This window comes from Chryseobacterium binzhouense (assembly GCF_007474545.1).
GTDB classification, from domain to species: Bacteria; Bacteroidota; Bacteroidia; order Flavobacteriales; family Weeksellaceae; genus Chryseobacterium; species Chryseobacterium binzhouense.
This window is the reverse complement of record NZ_VKOG01000001.1, coordinates 553,896-570,800: the sequence shown is the minus strand read 5'-3', so window position 1 is coordinate 570,800 and position 16,905 is coordinate 553,896. Positions and strand designations below refer to the sequence as shown.

The 16,905-nt window shown below is 36.1% G+C and carries 16 protein-coding genes; 12 read left to right on the top strand and 4 right to left on the bottom strand.

All coding sequences use genetic code 11. The features are described 5' to 3' along the window. The first annotated feature begins 5 nt into the window (after positions 1–5). The 4 genes from FNE73_RS02610 (at position 6) to FNE73_RS02595 (ending at position 3,434) form a co-directional block, all read left to right on the top strand. The gene (locus FNE73_RS02610; protein WP_143883806.1) at positions 6–746 is read left to right on the top strand and encodes a uroporphyrinogen-III synthase; all 741 of its coding nucleotides are present in this window, start codon (positions 6–8) and stop codon (positions 744–746) included. A gap of 87 nt (positions 747–833) precedes the next feature. Then, positions 834–2,876: a S9 family peptidase gene (locus tag FNE73_RS02605; protein ID WP_143883223.1), complete on the top strand. Its 2,043-nt coding sequence runs from the start codon at positions 834–836 to the stop codon at positions 2,874–2,876. A 6-nt stretch (positions 2,877–2,882) separates the two neighbouring features. Then, positions 2,883–3,077, top strand: a complete 195-nt coding sequence (locus FNE73_RS02600; protein WP_143883222.1) for a hypothetical protein — start codon at positions 2,883–2,885, stop codon at positions 3,075–3,077. A 12-nt stretch (positions 3,078–3,089) separates the two neighbouring features. Continuing rightward, positions 3,090–3,434, top strand: a complete 345-nt coding sequence (locus tag FNE73_RS02595; protein WP_143883221.1) for a hypothetical protein — start codon at positions 3,090–3,092, stop codon at positions 3,432–3,434. Between the two features lie 61 nt (positions 3,435–3,495). On the opposite strand, the gene FNE73_RS02590 is transcribed toward FNE73_RS02595, so the two are convergent. The 3 genes from FNE73_RS02590 to FNE73_RS02580 all read right to left on the bottom strand — a co-directional run bounded on the left by FNE73_RS02590 (position 3,496) and on the right by FNE73_RS02580 (position 5,459). After that, positions 3,496–3,822, bottom strand: coding sequence for a hypothetical protein (locus tag FNE73_RS02590; RefSeq protein WP_143883220.1), 327 nt, complete (start codon positions 3,820–3,822; stop codon positions 3,496–3,498). Beyond that, on the bottom strand, positions 3,822–4,637 hold the full coding sequence (gene panB, locus FNE73_RS02585; RefSeq protein ID WP_143883219.1) for a 3-methyl-2-oxobutanoate hydroxymethyltransferase: 816 nt from the start codon (positions 4,635–4,637) through the stop codon (positions 3,822–3,824). The genes FNE73_RS02590 and panB overlap by 1 nt, the downstream gene beginning before the upstream one ends. Positions 4,638–4,745: 108 nt before the next feature. After that, positions 4,746–5,459 (bottom strand): Crp/Fnr family transcriptional regulator, encoded by a 714-nt coding sequence (locus tag FNE73_RS02580; RefSeq protein WP_143883805.1) that lies wholly within the window; start codon positions 5,457–5,459, stop codon positions 4,746–4,748. A gap of 89 nt (positions 5,460–5,548) precedes the next feature. On the opposite strand from FNE73_RS02580, the gene FNE73_RS02575 reads away from it, so the two are divergent. The 8 genes from FNE73_RS02575 (at position 5,549) to FNE73_RS02540 (ending at position 14,395) form a co-directional block, all read left to right on the top strand. Next, positions 5,549–7,927, top strand: coding sequence for a heavy metal translocating P-type ATPase (locus FNE73_RS02575; protein ID WP_185147277.1), 2,379 nt, complete (start codon positions 5,549–5,551; stop codon positions 7,925–7,927). Between the two features lie 110 nt (positions 7,928–8,037). Then, a complete protein-coding gene (ccoS, locus tag FNE73_RS02570; protein ID WP_143883217.1) occupies positions 8,038–8,262 on the top strand; it encodes a cbb3-type cytochrome oxidase assembly protein CcoS in 225 nt (74 codons plus the stop codon). Between the two features lie 5 nt (positions 8,263–8,267). Continuing rightward, positions 8,268–10,529, top strand: a complete 2,262-nt coding sequence (ccoN, locus tag FNE73_RS02565; protein ID WP_143883216.1) for a cytochrome-c oxidase, cbb3-type subunit I — start codon at positions 8,268–8,270, stop codon at positions 10,527–10,529. Between the two features lie 17 nt (positions 10,530–10,546). Beyond that, positions 10,547–10,744, top strand: coding sequence for a cbb3-type cytochrome oxidase subunit 3 (locus FNE73_RS02560; RefSeq protein ID WP_143883215.1), 198 nt, complete (start codon positions 10,547–10,549; stop codon positions 10,742–10,744). 10 nt (positions 10,745–10,754) lie between these two features. Then, a complete protein-coding gene (locus tag FNE73_RS02555) occupies positions 10,755–11,633 on the top strand; it encodes a c-type cytochrome (RefSeq protein ID WP_143883214.1) in 879 nt (292 codons plus the stop codon). Between the two features lie 91 nt (positions 11,634–11,724). Beyond that, positions 11,725–13,179: a cytochrome c oxidase accessory protein CcoG gene (ccoG, locus tag FNE73_RS02550; RefSeq protein ID WP_143883213.1), complete on the top strand. Its 1,455-nt coding sequence runs from the start codon at positions 11,725–11,727 to the stop codon at positions 13,177–13,179. A gap of 11 nt (positions 13,180–13,190) precedes the next feature. After that, positions 13,191–13,643 (top strand): FixH family protein, encoded by a 453-nt coding sequence (locus tag FNE73_RS02545; protein WP_143883212.1) that lies wholly within the window; start codon positions 13,191–13,193, stop codon positions 13,641–13,643. After that, a complete protein-coding gene (locus FNE73_RS02540) occupies positions 13,634–14,395 on the top strand; it encodes a sulfite exporter TauE/SafE family protein (RefSeq protein ID WP_143883211.1) in 762 nt (253 codons plus the stop codon). Before FNE73_RS02545 ends, FNE73_RS02540 begins: the two co-directional genes overlap by 10 nt. Positions 14,396–14,795: 400 nt before the next feature. Here FNE73_RS02540 and FNE73_RS02535 read toward each other — a convergent pair whose 3' ends face one another. After that, positions 14,796–16,901 (bottom strand): DUF5689 domain-containing protein, encoded by a 2,106-nt coding sequence (locus FNE73_RS02535; protein ID WP_143883210.1) that lies wholly within the window; start codon positions 16,899–16,901, stop codon positions 14,796–14,798. Positions 16,902–16,905: the final 4 nt, after the last annotated feature.

The following is a 16,905-nucleotide window of genomic DNA, read 5'->3' as shown; positions in this document are numbered from 1 at the left end:
ACATGATGAGAATAAAATCAATATTGGTTTCTCAACCAGCGCCGAGTGAGTCTTCTCCTTATCTGGAAATTGCGAAGAAGGAAAAAATAAAGATTGACTTCCGCCCGTTTATCCACGTAGAAGGTGTAGACAACAAAGAACTCAGAACACAAAAAATAGACCTTACACAGTATACCGGTATTATTTTTACCAGTAAGAATGCTATTGACCATTATTTCAGGCTTGCAGAAGAATTGAGGTTTGCAGTTCCGGATACGATGAGATACATCTGTCAGTCGGAAGCAATTGCCAATTATCTCCAAAAGCACATTGTTTACAGAAAGAGAAAAATAAGCTTTGGCGAAAAGAATTTTTCGGACCTTTTACCGCTTTTTAAAAAATTTCCCTCAGAAAAATATTTGCTCCCATCTTCAGACCTTCTAAGTCCGGATATTGTAAAAACAATGGAGGCATCTAATGTAGACTGGAAAAGAGCAATCATGTACCGAACTGTCTGCAGTGACCTTACGGATATCACTATAAAAGATTACGATATGCTGATTTTCTTCAGTCCGCAGGGAATCAAATCTTTACAGCAAAACTTTCCGGATTTTAAGCAGGAAGATACCAAAATAGGCGTTTTTGGTCCTACAACATCTGCCGCTGCCGAAGAAGCAGGACTGAAAGTAGATTTAATGGCACCAACTAAAGAAACTCCGTCCATGACAATGGCATTGGAAAAATACATTAAAGTTTTACACAAATAAGTTAAAATCTTTACACGACAAGACCGTCTTCCTCATAGCAGGTAAGATGGTTTTTTTTTAACTACATTTGAACAAGAATTAGATCAGATGAAAGCTCCACAGGCAAAAAAAATAGAAAAAACACTTGAAATACACGGAGATAAGAGAACAGATGCTTATTTCTGGATGAATGAAAGAGAGAATCCCGAAGTGATACAATACCTAGAAGCGGAGAATGCCTATTCGGATTTTATAATGAAAGATACCGAACAGCTTCAGGAAGAACTTTTCGAGGAAATGAAAGCACGATATAAAAAGGATGATGAGTCACTGCCTTATTTTTTTAATGGCTATTGGTATATCGTTCGTTACGAAGAGGGTAAAGAATATCCTATTTTCTGCAGAAAATATAAAAGTCTTGACCATGAAGAAGAAATTATACTTGATGTAAATATCCTCGCAGAAGGAGAAGAATTTTTTGAAGTAGCCAATGTTGCGGTGAGTCCCAATAATCAATTAGCTTCTTTTTCCTCTGATAATGTAGGAAGAAGAATTTATACGCTCAATTTTAAAGATTTAAAAACCGGTGAAATTCTTTCTGATGTAATAGAAAACACCACAGGAAAAGCAGTCTGGGCGAATGATAATGTGCATGTATTTTACATCCGTAAAGATGAAAGCCTGCGTGCATTTCAGGTTTTCAGACATCAATTAGGAACAGATGCTGCTGAAGACGTTTTGATTTTTCATGAGGAGGACGAAACTTTTGACGTAAACGTGTTCAAGACAAAATCTATGGAATATATTTTCATGGCGAGTTCCAGCACAATTTCAGATGAGCATCGTTTTATTCCCGCAGATAATGTTTTTGCTGATTGGAAAGTCATTCAGCCAAGAATAGATAATCTGGAATATTCTGTGGAACATTATGAAGATGAGTTTTATATAATTACCAATGCTGATGATGCTACCAATTTTAAGCTGGTAAAAACAAAAATCAATAACTGCGGTATGGAAAACTGGGTGGATGTGATTCCTCACCGCCCTGAAATTTTACTGGAAGGTTTTGAGATTTTTAAAAATTATCTTGTATTAGAAGAAAGAGAACAAGGTTTACTCCGGATTAAAATTATCGACGAAAAAAATCAGGAATCTCATTATCTCAGCTTTACAGATCCTACTTACACCGCTTACATCGGCATTAATCTTGAGTTTGATACGGAAGTTCTCCGCTACGGTTATACTTCACTCACCCAACCAAGCACAACGTTTGAGTATAATATGAAAGATCAAACGACCAAAATGCTGAAGCAGCAGGAAGTTTTAGGTGGAAAATTTAATCCGGAAAATTATATTTCTGAAAGAATCTGGGCAGATTCCCGAGATGGAGAAACAAGGATACCTATCTCTCTGGTGTATCATAAAGACACAAAAAAATCAGCCGAAACTCCGCTTCTTTTATATGGATACGGAAGTTATGGCCATACCGTTGATGCAAGTTTCTCTAATGTAAGGCTATCAATTCTCGACAGAGGATTTATTTATGCCATTGCCCATATCAGAGGCGGAGAATATCTGGGAAGAGAATGGTACGAAGACGGAAAAATGTTATTCAAAAAAAATACTTTTTTTGATTTTATAGATGCCGGAAAGTTTTTGATTAAGCAAAATTATACTTCCTCAAAACATTTGTATGCTATGGGTGGAAGCGCAGGTGGACTTTTGGTAGGTGCGGTGATGAATTACGAACCCTCTTTATTCAACGGTATTATAGCACAGGTTCCTTTCGTAGATGTTGTAACCACAATGCTTGACGAAACCATCCCTTTAACAACCGGAGAATACGACGAGTGGGGAAATCCAAATGATGAGGAATACTACCATTACATGAAAGAATATTCGCCTTACGACAATGTGGAAGCTAAAGATTATCCGAATATTCTGATCACTACAGGTTTTCACGACTCTCAGGTGCAATACTGGGAACCTGCAAAATGGACGGCAAAACTGAGAGAATTGAAAACAGATGATAACATCCTGATTTTCAAAACTGATATGAGTTCCGGACACGGAGGAGCAAGCGGAAGATTTGAATCTTTAAAGGAAGATGCGCTGGAATACGCATTTCTATTAAAAATTGACAAACAATAGAAACCGATGACATTTGCAATTATCTTTCTTTGCCTTTTTATTTCATATTATCTTTTTCAAAAAAGTAAAATAAGAAGAATTGAAAAACAGGAATACATACAGGAAAGAAAAAATCAGAAATTTAACGAATTGCTTGATCTTGCCAGAAAACAGGATGAGCAAAACTCAGAGAATGATAAGGCGAATGAAAATGACAATTAATTGATAAAAATTATGATCAACGAATCAGAATACTGGCAAAAAGTAGAACAGTTTTTCAGTGAAAATTTTGATACTGAGAAAAATGCACCGATAGAAACCTATCTTTTTTTAATCGGAGTACAGGAATTAGGAAGCGGACAGCAAAAATACACCAAAGACGACAAAGTAAATCTTCTTCATATAGCAGTATGCCGTTTGCTTGAACCTTTCGGATATTTCAAATTCTCGCATTATGACGATGATGGCTATCCTCATTTTGAGGAAGTAGAAAAACTGCCTGAATTAAAGCCCAACGAACAGCAGCTTCTGATGAAAAAAGCAATCATTCAGTATTTTCAGGATGAAGAACTGATTTAAAAAATCCATTAAAGTTTCTGTAATAACTTTAATGGATTAAAATATTTTATTTGGTTTTTGTTTATTTGTTATACTGCGACCTATTGGTAAACGAAATAACAATTCCCCCTAAAAGACCAAGTGTTTTGATGGAGGCAAAGGGAGAATCCAATGGTAAAAAAGCACCGACAATACATAATGCAGCTGCCGCATACATCGGATAAGTAAATTTATTGTTGATTAAAGTCGGAGCCTGCAAAATAAAGCTTAGACCTATCAGAATATAGAACAATCTTCTGGAGAGAAAAGAATTGATATCCTCCGAAAAAAGATTAAACCATCCTACAGCAATACAGATGATGGCTAAAATCGACAAAATTCCCTGAGCTGCCTGTAAATTATTTCTCATTAATAGCTTTCATTTTTATTTGGAAAATCTGATGTTTTTACATCTTTTACAAACTGTGAAACAGCCCCGGTAATTTCCGTATACAGATCAAGATATCTTCTCAAAAATTTGGGCGAAAAACCTTTGTTCATACCGATCATGTCATGGTACACCAAAACCTGACCATCACAGTCGGGTCCTGCTCCAATTCCGATGGTAGGAATTGTGATGCTCTCTGTAACTTTTTTAGCCAGATCAGCAGGAATTTTTTCTAAAACAACCGCAAAACATCCTAATTCTTCCAAGAGTTTTGCATCACTGATCAGTTTTTCTGCTTCAGCATCTTCTTTAGCTCTTACTTTGTAGGTTCCAAACTGATAAATAGATTGTGGAGTCAATCCCAAATGTCCCATAATTGGAATACCGGCATTGATGATCTTTTTGATAGACTTTGAAATCTCTTTTCCTCCTTCAATTTTAACAGCATGAGCACCACCTTCTTTCATCATTCTTACAGCAGATTCCAGTGCTTTATCCGGATTGCTTTGGTAAGTTCCGAACGGAAGATCCGCCACAATTAATGCCCTGTCTATACCTCTTACAACACTTTGTGTATGATAAATCATCTGATCCAGTGTTATGGGAAGCGTTGTTTCGAAACCAGCCATTACATTTGCCGCCGAATCACCGATAAGTACAGCATCTATTCCGCCTGCATCTACCATTTTTGCAGTGGTAAAATCGTAAGCGGTGAGCATTGTGATTTTTTCCTTATCGAATTTCATTTTTCGTAAGGTTTCAGTCGTAACTTTTTTTATTTCAGAATGTACAGACATAATAATTAATGATGAGTGATAGATAATAAGTGATGAAAGATTATTCGTCAGAAGTTTTGAGCAAAAAAAATGATGATTGATTTATCAGCAATCAATCATCTCTGTTCTTTATAAAACAACGTGCCCCAGTTTCATCAGTTTTTCGTGATTCAGGATTTTAATGTTTCTGCCATCCACTTCAATGAGATGATCTCCTTTAAATTCGGAAATCAATCTGATGGCACTTTCTGTTGCAGTACCAATAATATTGGCTATTTCTTCTCTGGTTAAAGAAATTTTGATAAAACCTTCAGGATCAGTTCCTAGTTTTTGCTCAAGAAGCAGCAATATTTCAGCAAGTCTTTCTCTCACTGTTTTTTGTGCTAAAAAAGTAATGGTATTAGAAGATTCTCCCAGTTCGTAAGAAATCTTCTGCAGCATTACAAATGAAAGTTGAGAATCTACTTCAAGGAGATACATAAAAACATCTGCAGGTAAAAAAGTAGCTTCAATGTCGGTCATTGCCTCTGCTTTAGCCTGAAAATTTTCACCACAAAGCAAAGATCGGTATCCAATAATATCGCCTTCTTTGATGAATCTCAGAATCTGATCTTTCCCGAACGCTCCGGATTTTGAAAGTTTTGCTGCTCCTTTTTCTAAAACGAAAACACCTTTCGGTGCTTCTCCGTCTTCAAAAATGATATCATGCTTACCGAAAGTCAGCTTTTTTTTAGCTCTAATATATCTTTCAAAATCTGCACTGCTGAGCCTTTCTTTGAATGAATTATCATTGAAAACTCTTGCAAATCTTTCTTCAATGGCAATTTGTTGTTCCTGCGACATTTTATATGACATTTATCACAAAAATAGAACATTTTAATCCGATAAACAAAAAAAATTGTTATAATTTTGTAAGTCAATAATTTATGAAGGTGAGCGAGAACTGTTTTCATTGCGGGCAAGAGATAGAAAAGGAGAGAATTTCTTTCGATGAAAAAATTTTCTGCTGTACAGGCTGCAAATCTGTTTATGAAATTCTGAATACCAACAATCTAAGTAATTTTTACGAGCTTAATAAAAAAGCAGGAATCCGACCTTCAGAAGACGATTCATCTCAGTTTGATTATTTAGACACTCAGGAAATTTTTGACAGAATAACTGATTTCTCTGAAGGCAATACCAGTCTCGTGACGTTTAGAATTCCTGTAATTCATTGCTCTTCATGCATTTGGCTCTTAGAAAGCCTTCATACTTTACACAAAGATATTAAATACTCTCAGGTAAATTTCACCAGAAAAACGCTACAGATTTCTTTTGACCATAACCAGCTGAAGCTGAGCGAACTTGCTAAATTCCTCACCAATCTTGGCTATAGACCAGCCATAAATCTGGAAACAGCAGATAAAAATGAAGAAAACCTAGATAAATCTTTGCTGGTGAAGCTTGCCGTTGCCGGCTTTGCTTTCGGAAACGGAATGTTTCTGGCGTTCCCAGAGTACATTGGTGGCGAAGATTTCTGGATGCAGCATTACAAAGGTTTATTCAGAATTTTAATGTTTCTTTTGTCTGTACCTGTCGTTTTTTACTCTGCGTCAGATTATTACAAATCAGCTTGGTATGGCTTAAAAAACAGAATTGTTAATATTGACGTTCCGATTGTATTAGGAATTTTCGTCCTGTTTGGAAGAAGTATTTATGAAATTGCAACCGATTACGGTCCCGGATATTTTGACACTTTATGCGGACTGTTGTTTTTTATGCTTTTGGGAAAAATTTTCCAAAAAAGAACTTACAGCTCACTATCCTATGACAGAGATTATAAATCATTCTATCCAATTGCGGTAACAAAAGTTGATTTTAACGGGAAACAGGAAAACATTCTGCTTTCTGAAATTAAAATTGGAGACAGAATTCTTGTAAGGAATCAGGAAATCATTCCGGTAGACGCAATCCTAATCAGCGGAAAAGGTAATATCGACAACAGTTTTATTACGGGTGAAAGCGTAAGTATTTCTAAAAATCCCGGGGATAAAATTTTCGCCGGAGGAAAACAGATTGGTTCCTCTCTTGAGCTTGAAGTTATCAAAAATGTGGATCAGAGTTATCTCACCCAGCTATGGAACAAAGAAGCGTTTAAAAAACATGAAACGGGACTTGACACACTCATCAACAACATTAGTAAATACTTCACATTCATTATTTTAGGCATTGCTGTTGTTGCAGGAACATATTGGTATTTTATTGATCTTGAAAAAATGTTTCAGGTTGTTTCTGCCATTCTCATTATTGCCTGCCCATGTGCTTTAGCGCTATCCTCTCCTTTCACTTTTGGACATATCATGCGGATTTTGGGCAAAAATAAATTTTATGTAAAAGACACCTTAACTATAGAAAAAATTGCTAAAGTTGATACTCTTGTCTTTGATAAAACAGGAACAATTACGCACAGAAAAAAATCAAATTTAAAATACGAAGGAGCTGATATTCAGGAATTTGATCTATTGAACATTAAAAGCCTGGTTAAAAATTCAAATCATCCGTTATCCAAATCTCTGTATGACTATCTGAATGTTCCCGACGAATATTATCCCGTAGAAAATTTCGAGGAAATTTCCGGAAAAGGATACGAAGCATACATCAGAGGAAATTTATACAAAATTGGCTCGGCAAAATACAACAATCAGGAGTCAAAAAACCTAGAAACAGCGGTTTACATCAGCAAAAACAATCAGTTTTTAGGGAAATATATTTTCAAAAATGAATATCGCGACAACCTCAAAAACTTATTTACAAAACTTACTCAGTATAAAATTTATATTCTGAGCGGCGATAATTCATCAGAAGAAAACCAATTGAAAGAAATTATTCCGAATTGCAGCTCTATGGCTTTTAATCAAAGCCCTGAAGACAAATTAAATTACATCCAAAACCTTCAGAATCAAGGCTCTAAAGTAATCATGCTCGGTGACGGACTGAATGACGCCGGTGCATTGAAACAAAGCAACGTAGGAATTGCAATTTCAGACGACAGCAATAGCTTTACACCGTCCTCAGATGTGATCATGAATGGAGAAAAAGTGACGCAGCTTAATCATTACCTTAATGTCTGCAAGGGATCTATTACCATTGTCAAATTAACATTCGTAATCAGTTTTCTTTACAATATTGTAGGTCTCAGCTTTGCCGTAACCGGAAACATGAGTCCGCTTTTCGCCGCCATCATCATGCCCATAAGTTCTATTACCGTGATCACTTTTACTACAATTTCCACATGGATTTTAGGCAGAAAACATTTTAAAAAAGCAGCATAAAAAACGCTTATTTAGACTGGTTTTAAATTAACCAAAACCCGTATTTCGTGACGAAAGTCATTATTTTTCACTAAATTTGAAACCCGAAAATAGGTTAATTTTGTTGTCAGATGGATATTCTATATTTAATGATCCTGTGCAGCGTTTCTTTGGCTGCTGTTTTTCTGGTCGTATTTATAGTGTATGCCCGAAAAGGACAGTTTGAAGATGATGAATCTCCTGCTGTGAGAATCCTCTTTGATAATGAAGAAATCAAGGAAACAGAAGACCTTTCGAGCAGCGACAGCGAAAAGAAAAAAGGTGATAGTAATAAATTTGAAGAAAAAAGTGAATAGTTAATATGGAGACACAAAAGTTTAGTTATGACAACAGTATTGTTCGTGCATTCCTATACGCAACCATAGTTTTTGGAATTATCGGTTTCGTATTCGGGCTTACGGCAGCATTGATGCTTTTCTATCCTGAGCTTCCTGAATTTTTGTTCGGGACCGATGACGAAACAATCAAAAGTCTGGCGTCAGGAAACATACAAGGCTTAATAAATACCAACGGTGCGCTAGGTTTTGGAAGAATCAGAATGCTTCACACCACAACGGTAATTTTTGCATTTGTTTGTAATATCGTTTATGTAGGAGTTTACTACTCGCTACAAAGATTGCTTAAAACCAGAATGTACAGTGATACCCTTTCATGGATTCATTTCTGGACATGGCAAATCATGATTGTAGCAACTTTCATCACATTCTTTATGGGGATCAACACTTCTAAAGAATATGCTGAACACGAATGGCCAATTGATATTTTGATTGCATTCTCATGGATTGTTTTCGGAATTAATATGTTTTTAACCATCGGAAAGAGAAGAGTGCGCCATTTGTATGTTGCGATTTGGTTTTATATCGGTACGTGGATTGCGGTTGCCATGCTTCATATCTTCAATAACCTTGAAGTTCCGTTGTCTTTCGCAGGATGGAAATCCTATTCAGCATACGCAGGAGTAAAAGATGCGATTGTACAATGGTGGTACGGTCACAATGCTGTTGCATTTGTACTGACAACACCGGTTCTTGGTTTGATGTATTATTTCTTGCCAAAAGCAGCAGACAGACCAGTATTTTCATACAAATTATCAATCATTCACTTCTGGTCATTGATCTTTGTTTATATTTGGGCAGGACCTCACCACCTTCAGTATACTGCTTTGCCGGCATGGGCTCAGGCGGTGGGAACAGGGTTCTCCATTATGCTTATTGCACCATCATGGGGTGGAATGCTCAACGGTTTGTTAACCTTAAGAGGAGCCTGGGATAAAGTAAGAGAAAATCCTATTCTTAAATTCTTTGTTGTAGCCGTTACATGTTACGGAATGGCAACTTTTGAAGGTCCGCTTTTAGCTACTAAAAACATCAATAAGATTGGTCACTTTACTGACTGGGTAATTGGACACGTACACTTAGGTGCTTTAGGATGGAATGGTTTTATGGCGTTTGGTGTTATCTACTATCTGATCCCGATCATGTGGAGAACAAAACTATGGTCTGTAAAATTAGCAAACTGGCATTTCTGGTTAGGAACATTAGGTATTATTTTCTATGCGGTACCAATGTATATTGCAGGATTTACGCAAGGTCTGATGTGGAAACAGTTTAATCCGGACGGAACTCTTTTATGGAAAAACTGGTTAGATACTGTTACAGCTATCGTTCCATATTATAAAATGAGATTTGTAGGAGGACTTTTATATCTTTCAGGAGGACTTTTAATGGTTGTTAATGCTTATATGACCGTCAAAAAAGGATCATTCCAAAAAGAAGTTCCTGCAGAAGCTCCTGCGTTAGCTAATATCAGCAACAAGAGAAAAGAGGGAGAAGGTACTCACCTTTGGCTGGAAAGAATGCCTTTATTATTGGGTATCTTATCTTTCGTAGCAATTTCTATAGGAAGTATGGTTGAGATTATTCCGACCCTTTCATTAAAGAAAAGTGTACCAACAATATCAGCGGTAAAACCTTATTCTCCGCTTGAACTTGAAGGTAGAGATCTATATATCCGTGAAGGATGTAATGCCTGTCACTCACAAATGGTAAGACCATTCAGAGATGAAATTGTAAGATTTAACGGTAAAAACGGACAATATTCCAAAGCCGGAGAGTTTGTATACGACAGACCTTTCCTTTGGGGTTCTAAAAGAACAGGGCCGGATTTGCACAGAGAAGGTGGTAAAAACCCAAGTTCTTGGCATTATAAGCATATGTACAACCCAAGATCTACATCAGCGGGTTCTATCATGCCTCGTTATCCTTGGTTGATTTCAAACAATTTAGACCGTTCAAAAATGGTAGACAAAATTGTTTTTATGAAGCAAGTATATGATGTGCCTTATACAAAAGCTCAAATTGATTCTGCTGATAAATGGGCAGATAATCAGGCTGCGAGTATTGTAAAAGACATCTTTGTGGAAGCAGCAGATTTGAAAAACGAATATGCGAAAAGACCACAAGGTGAACTTGAGAAGAAAGAAATTGTTGCTTTGATTGCTTACCTGCAAAGATTAGGTACAGATATTAAAACGACTGAAATAAAAACAGCGAGTAATAACTAAAATATTAAAAGTTACTGATGATTCCTCAAAACTTTAAAGACATATTATCCAATACTGATAATGCTGGTTTTTATCAGACTCTGGCGCTGATATTCTTTATGCTGTTTTTCGTAGCTCTTGTAATATATGTGTTCAGCAGACCCAAAAAATATTACAAAGAGGAAGAACATGCACCGCTTGGGGATGACGAGGATGATTTTAATTTAAAAAATTAAACTACTTATTATGAAACAAAGAACACCGGTTTTTGTAAACATTTTAATTATAACAGGACTTTTAATTGTTTTTTATTATCTGTTTGTACAAAGTTATTCGTTTTTTTCATCCCTTTATTTCTGGGGTACTGTAATCATTGGCGGAATATTGGCGTACATACACAGTGCAATCGGAGATTTAATCGAAAACAAGAAGTTTGGGAAACTATCAGATGAAGAAAAAGCGACATATCTCGCTGAAAAGAAAATACCTTTTCTAAAGAGACAGTATATGGCTGCATTTAAAAAGCAATCTGAAACTGAAGAAAAAGATATTCTTATTGACCACGGCTTTGATGGCATTATGGAGCTAGACAACCAGCTTCCTAAATGGTGGGTTGGATTATTCTGGTTCGGAACTGCCTTTTGTATCGTCTATGTATTTGCTTTTTCTTTCACAGATTTTGCAAGTCCGATTAAGGAATACGAAAAAGAATATAAGGAACAGGAAGCAAGCGTTGCTGCATATTTAGCAGATCAGCCGCCTGTGACTCTTGAAAGCGCAGAATTTTCTGAAGATAATATTGCAGCAGGAGAAGAAGTATTCAAAACTAACTGTGTGTCTTGTCACTCTGAAGGGGGAAGAGGTGGAATTGGTCCTAACCTAACCGATAACTTCTGGAAAAACCAACCTGAGAAAAAACTCTTTAAAAATGTTTTCCATATCGTAGAAAACGGAGTTACCGGAACTGCGATGCAGGCTTGGGGTAAAAACGGAGTTCTTACAGGTACAGACATTCAGAATGTTGCGGCATATGTTTACTCAATCAATCAGCTTAAAAAGCCGATTACTCCGGCAGAAGGCGGAGCTCCTCCTTACGGGGATGAAGCGAATTGGGAAAAACAGTAATTAAATTTAAAAATATATGAAAAAACATAATTTGTTATTAGATAAAAATAGTAACGGATTATGTTTTTTTCGTTTTTAAAATATACCAAAAATGTCAAAAATAGAGAATGAAGCCGTTCGCGGCGGACAGGGTCAGGTATTAGATCCTGAAACCTATAGAGATTCTATAGGCACAATGGAACAGTCTGGTAAAAGAAAATGGGTTTTCCCCAGAAAACCTAAAGGAAAGTATACCAACTACAGAAATTTAGTAAGCTTTATTTTGTTGCTGATTTATTTTTCAATTCCATTTATTAAAATTAACGGTAATCCGTTTTTCATGTTCAATGTCATCGACAGAGAATTTTTTATTATCGGACAGCCTTTTTATCCTCAAGATTTTTTTATTCTTACGCTGGGTGCTATTGCTTCACTTATTTTCATTATCGTTTTTACAATTGCATTCGGAAGAATTTTCTGCGGGTGGATATGTCCTCAGACAATTTTTTTAGAGTCTATATTTCGTAAAATTGAATATGCTATTGAAGGAGACCGTAATAAGCAAATGAAGCTGGACAGACAGGAATGGAACAGTGAAAAAATCTGGAAAAGAAGTTTAAAGTGGTCGATATACATTATCATTTCCTTAATTATCACACACTTCATGTTTATGTATATTGTGGGATATGAGGAAGTTTTCAATATTATTTCACAGGGACCTTTTGCCAATCCTACCAATTTCATGGTAATGATCCTGTTTACAGCTGCATTTTATTTTGTTTTTGCATGGTTCAGAGAACAGGTTTGTACCTTAGTCTGTCCGTACGGAAGATTGCAGGGAGTTTTGATTGATAAAGACACCATCAATGTTTTTTACGATTTTAAAAGAGGCGAAAACCGTTCTAAATGGAGAAAAGGCGAAGACAGAAAAGCTGCGGGAAAAGGAGATTGTATCGACTGTTTTCAGTGTGTTGTAGTGTGCCCGACAGGAATTGATATCCGTGACGGTCAACAGCTGGAATGCGTGAACTGCACAGCGTGTATTGATGCATGCGATGAAGTGATGGAAAAAGTAGGCTTGCCAAAAGGATTGATAAGATATGCTTCGGAAAACGAAATAGAAAAACAGATTCCTTTCAAATTCACGGGAAGAATGAAAGGCTTTTCTGTGGTACTGATGTTATTGATAGGATTTTTAGGTTTCTTACTTTATAACCGCGGCGAAATGGAAGCAAAATTCATCAAACCAGCAGGAAGTACATTCTTCGTAAGAGAAGGAAAAATTACCAATACATATAATTATACATTTCTCAATAAGACTAACGATAAAAAAATTGTTACTATAAAAGTTATTGAGCCTTCTCATGCAGAAATAGGTTTCAGCGGCTCCAGTAAAATTACGGTTGAACGTGATAAAATAGCCAAAGGAACCATCAGCATCAGTTTCCCGGAAGCAGAAATGAATTTATCTAAACAAAATATTACCATTGGGGTGTATGACATGAACGGCAAGCTCATTGATTCGTACCAGACTTATTTTGAAGGACCTTTTAAATTACAGTTTTAAAGAAAAAAATTATGAAAAATTTCACTTGGGGGCACGGTATTGTTTTAGCACTTGCCTCATTTATTATATTTATTTTGTCAATGCTGTTTCTTTTTCCGAACGGTCAAAAAAATTCGGAAATGGTTACTGAGCATTATTATGAAGAAGAGCTTCAGTATCAATCGGTAATTGATGCAAAAAACCGTGCGGATAAACTGGAAGAAAAACCAGTGTATTCCCAATCAACAAAAGGAATTACCATTACATTTCCTTTGGAAATCAATAACTCCAATTCAACAGTCAGTTTTGTATTAAACAGATCAGATGATCAGAATTTAGATATAAAAAAAACTGTTCAGCTTGAGTCAGACAATTCTTTCACGATCCCTGCGGCTGTCTTAATTAAAGGAAACTACACTTTGAGACTGAGCTGGACAAAAGATAAAACCGACTATCGACTGGACTATGACGTGATATGGAAATAGCATTGATTATATCTGCAGTGGGCTTAGGCTTCGCATCAGGATTCCACTGTATCGGAATGTGCGGCCCTATTGCGCTATCAATGGGTTTGACCAAGAAACAAGCAACTAATTATTATCTTCAGAATCTGACCTATCAGTTTGGAAGGATTTTTACCTATACTCTACTCGGCGGTATTCTGGGTATTATAGGCGAAGGATTTGAAATGGCAGGATTCCAACGCTATCTTACCATTGGTGTTGGAGTTTTGCTTATCATTATGGCTTTATTTTCGTTTGGCGGAAAAGATTTCGCATCAAAGATTCCGTTTATTTCGAAATTTCTTTTTAAAGTAAAATCTAACCTAGGAAAATTACTCCAAAAAGCAGATTACCGGTCAAGATTTACAACCGGAATTTTGAACGGATTTTTGCCATGCGGAATGGTTTATATGGCACTCACAGCAAGTCTGGCAAGTGGCGGCATTTGGCAGGGAGCTTTTTACATGAGCTTATTCGGATTGGGAACTCTTCCTTTTATGTTTACGGTTGTATTGGTGGGTAATCTGATGAGCCAGACATTTAGGATAAAAGTACTTAAAGTAGTTCCGGTGGTGATGATTATTTTAGGCGGTCTTTTTATTGTACGAGGTCTGGAACTGGGAATTCCGTACGTTTCCCCAAAAAAGGAAGCAATGAAAATATCTCCCGGTCACGATATAAACTGTACGAATACAGATCCCAATCATCAACATAATCCTGAAACTTGTCATTAAATGCTTAAGCTGTTATTTAATAACAATTCTAATGGCTGTTTTGAAATTATTCTTTGTGAAAGCACAACACTTTATCTTTTACATTAACCTCAGTTCGGGATAAGAAATAAATTTAAATAATTGATTTATCGCATCATATTAACTTATAGCAAAGAAAAACAAAAGATTTTTTACTTCTTGAAAGTTTTTAATAATTGAATCTCTCTGTTTAACATTATGTTTAAGAAAACTTATTCCAAACTCAGATTAAATTAAAAAAGAGTTGGTTTCACAGCTAGATGATGTAAATTGAAAATCTTGATACAAAACCATTACAAGACTGTAGATCAATAGAAATCATAAAAAAAGTCCGTCTACACTAGTTGTGAGACGGACTCTTCTTTATAACTTTTACTGATGGTTATTCACCTTTGATTTTAAAATCATCAATTTCCCAGGTTGGAGCTCCTGAGGTTGTAGAAGTATATTTGAATGCAATTCTCACATTTTTTCCTAAAAATGCTGACAAGTCTACATTACCAGAACTTACCCAGTCTCCAAATGCACCGCTGTTGGTATCTAATGTTGCCGGTAAAAGCACCCAGTTTGTTGTAGCAGGGTTTCCTGTATAGTTTTCTGTTGCATACACCTGTAAAGGATTACCGTTGTATCTTACATCACTTGTAAAGCTTACGGCTGCTTTAGTCTTCCCAACCAAACTTACAGATTTAGAAATCAGCCAGTCTTCATTTACATTGTTACCTCCTGCAAAACCGTTCATTACTGCATAGTAATTTGTTCCGTTCCCTTGGTTAGAAGTAGTCCATACCTGAGCTCCTGAAACATTTACTGTTGTCCAGTCTGCATTAAATCCTCCAGCTGCAAAGTTTTCACTGTATAAAACAGGAAGTGGAACATATACTGAACCATCACATCTTGGATTATCTAAATCTGCACCTAAAAGATCTGTAATCCAAAGCTGATAAGTTCCGTTGAAAACGCTTAGAACACCATACACATCACCTTTTCCTGATTCTATAACCTGACCGGCAAAATCAGCAAAATTACTTGTTCTAAGAAAAATTTTATTGCCAGAACAATCTTCTAGAGTTCTGTTGGTAGCAGCTGATGCAGCATATACTTTTTCCAAATCTCCTTCAATAAACTGAAGATTTCTAATTTTTACCCATCTACCAACATCTGCCATACTAATTTGAGTAATTGTTCTTTCTGTAGGTATAACCGCAGTTGTTGGTTTTTTAGAATCAAAGAAGTACTTGTAAACATCTGCTTCGGCAATTCTTCCAACCGCACCGTTAAACGGACTTCCTAACTGAATCTCTCCAGAAACCGCTCCAACATAAAGATTTTTAAGTTTTATATAAACCTCTTTCCCAACTACAAATCTAGAATCATTAAACATATCATTCTTGTCAATATTTACTCTGATACCTCCGGTTGCGTCTTCTACATAAATATATTTGAATAGATTTCCTGTTTTGTCATTAGCAATTACTTTCGCTTTTAAAACAAAATCTCCGGTAATTAATGTAAGAGGATTGGTTGCCAATTGCTTAACCTCAGCAACCGTTTTCTGCGTTAAACCATTATCACTATACTCACAAGGATTTGATGCAATGCCGTCTAATCTAGGGAAATTATTCATTTCAAGATCAGTAACCTTATTAATATACATCTGATAAGTACTGTTGAACTTACTGTAGATACCTACAAATTTACCATTTCCTGAAGGAAGAATCTGACTAGCAAATGATGCGTAACCGCTGTTTCTTACAACTCTAGCTGTTGATGATGTGTTATCTCTGATTGTTCTGTCTACAGTAACTCCGTTTGGAGCAAAGTTAGTACACAGGATTCTGCTGTCAAATTCTGCATTATTCATTTGAATTAAACAACCAATAAATTGATCATTTGTAGAAATCATTTGAGCAGAAGTCATAATCTTAGGAACAATTTTTCCAATGATATTACAAGATCTGAAAATGCTGAACGGTACCATTTTTTCTGGTATACGAGATACAGCACCATTTTGAGTTTCTGCTCCTGTTTTCATTCCCAATTGTACCACACCTCCATAAACTCCTACTGCAAGACCATTAAGTTTTACATAAATCTTGCTTCCTTGTGGAAATTTAGTATAATTGCTTACTGCGTCTACGCTGATTGTAAAACCATGCGTAGGATTTTCAAGAGCATCCTGAATGTAAATGGTTTTATAAATGTTCCCCGTTTCATCTGTTGAACTTACGTATCCTTGTATGTAAAGATCGTCTGAAGAATCATTGGGTGTTGTATCTGCAGGAAAAACATATGCAGCACCCGTAGGGTTGTTTAATGTATATTTTTCTCTTAACTGCTTTAGTGTCGTATTTGCAGTGAAATCCTGAATACATTGTACGCCTTCAAGATTTGGCTCATCATACTTATCATCGTGTACACAACCAGAAATAATCATAGCTGCAATCATCACGAAGAAATATTTTAAAATGGACTGATATTTTTTCATTTTA

Bases quoted from the DNA above. Each gene is read 5' to 3' on its own strand.
- FNE73_RS02610 (WP_143883806.1), top strand. From the start codon at position 6: ATGAGAATAAAATCAATATTGGTTTCTCAACCAGCGCCGAGTGAGTCT.
- FNE73_RS02605 (WP_143883223.1), top strand. From the start codon at position 834: ATGAAAGCTCCACAGGCAAAAAAAATAGAAAAAACACTTGAAATACAC.
- FNE73_RS02600 (WP_143883222.1), top strand. From the start codon at position 2,883: ATGACATTTGCAATTATCTTTCTTTGCCTTTTTATTTCATATTATCTT.
- FNE73_RS02595 (WP_143883221.1), top strand. From the start codon at position 3,090: ATGATCAACGAATCAGAATACTGGCAAAAAGTAGAACAGTTTTTCAGT.
- FNE73_RS02590 (WP_143883220.1), bottom strand. From the start codon at position 3,822: ATGAGAAATAATTTACAGGCAGCTCAGGGAATTTTGTCGATTTTAGCC.
- panB (WP_143883219.1), bottom strand. From the start codon at position 4,637: ATGTCTGTACATTCTGAAATAAAAAAAGTTACGACTGAAACCTTACGA.
- FNE73_RS02580 (WP_143883805.1), bottom strand. From the start codon at position 5,459: ATGTCGCAGGAACAACAAATTGCCATTGAAGAAAGATTTGCAAGAGTT.
- ccoS (WP_143883217.1), top strand. From the start codon at position 8,038: ATGGATATTCTATATTTAATGATCCTGTGCAGCGTTTCTTTGGCTGCT.
- ccoN (WP_143883216.1), top strand. From the start codon at position 8,268: ATGGAGACACAAAAGTTTAGTTATGACAACAGTATTGTTCGTGCATTC.
- FNE73_RS02560 (WP_143883215.1), top strand. From the start codon at position 10,547: ATGATTCCTCAAAACTTTAAAGACATATTATCCAATACTGATAATGCT.
- FNE73_RS02555 (WP_143883214.1), top strand. From the start codon at position 10,755: ATGAAACAAAGAACACCGGTTTTTGTAAACATTTTAATTATAACAGGA.
- ccoG (WP_143883213.1), top strand. From the start codon at position 11,725: ATGTCAAAAATAGAGAATGAAGCCGTTCGCGGCGGACAGGGTCAGGTA.
- FNE73_RS02545 (WP_143883212.1), top strand. From the start codon at position 13,191: ATGAAAAATTTCACTTGGGGGCACGGTATTGTTTTAGCACTTGCCTCA.
- FNE73_RS02540 (WP_143883211.1), top strand. From the start codon at position 13,634: ATGGAAATAGCATTGATTATATCTGCAGTGGGCTTAGGCTTCGCATCA.
- FNE73_RS02535 (WP_143883210.1), bottom strand. From the start codon at position 16,901: ATGAAAAAATATCAGTCCATTTTAAAATATTTCTTCGTGATGATTGCA.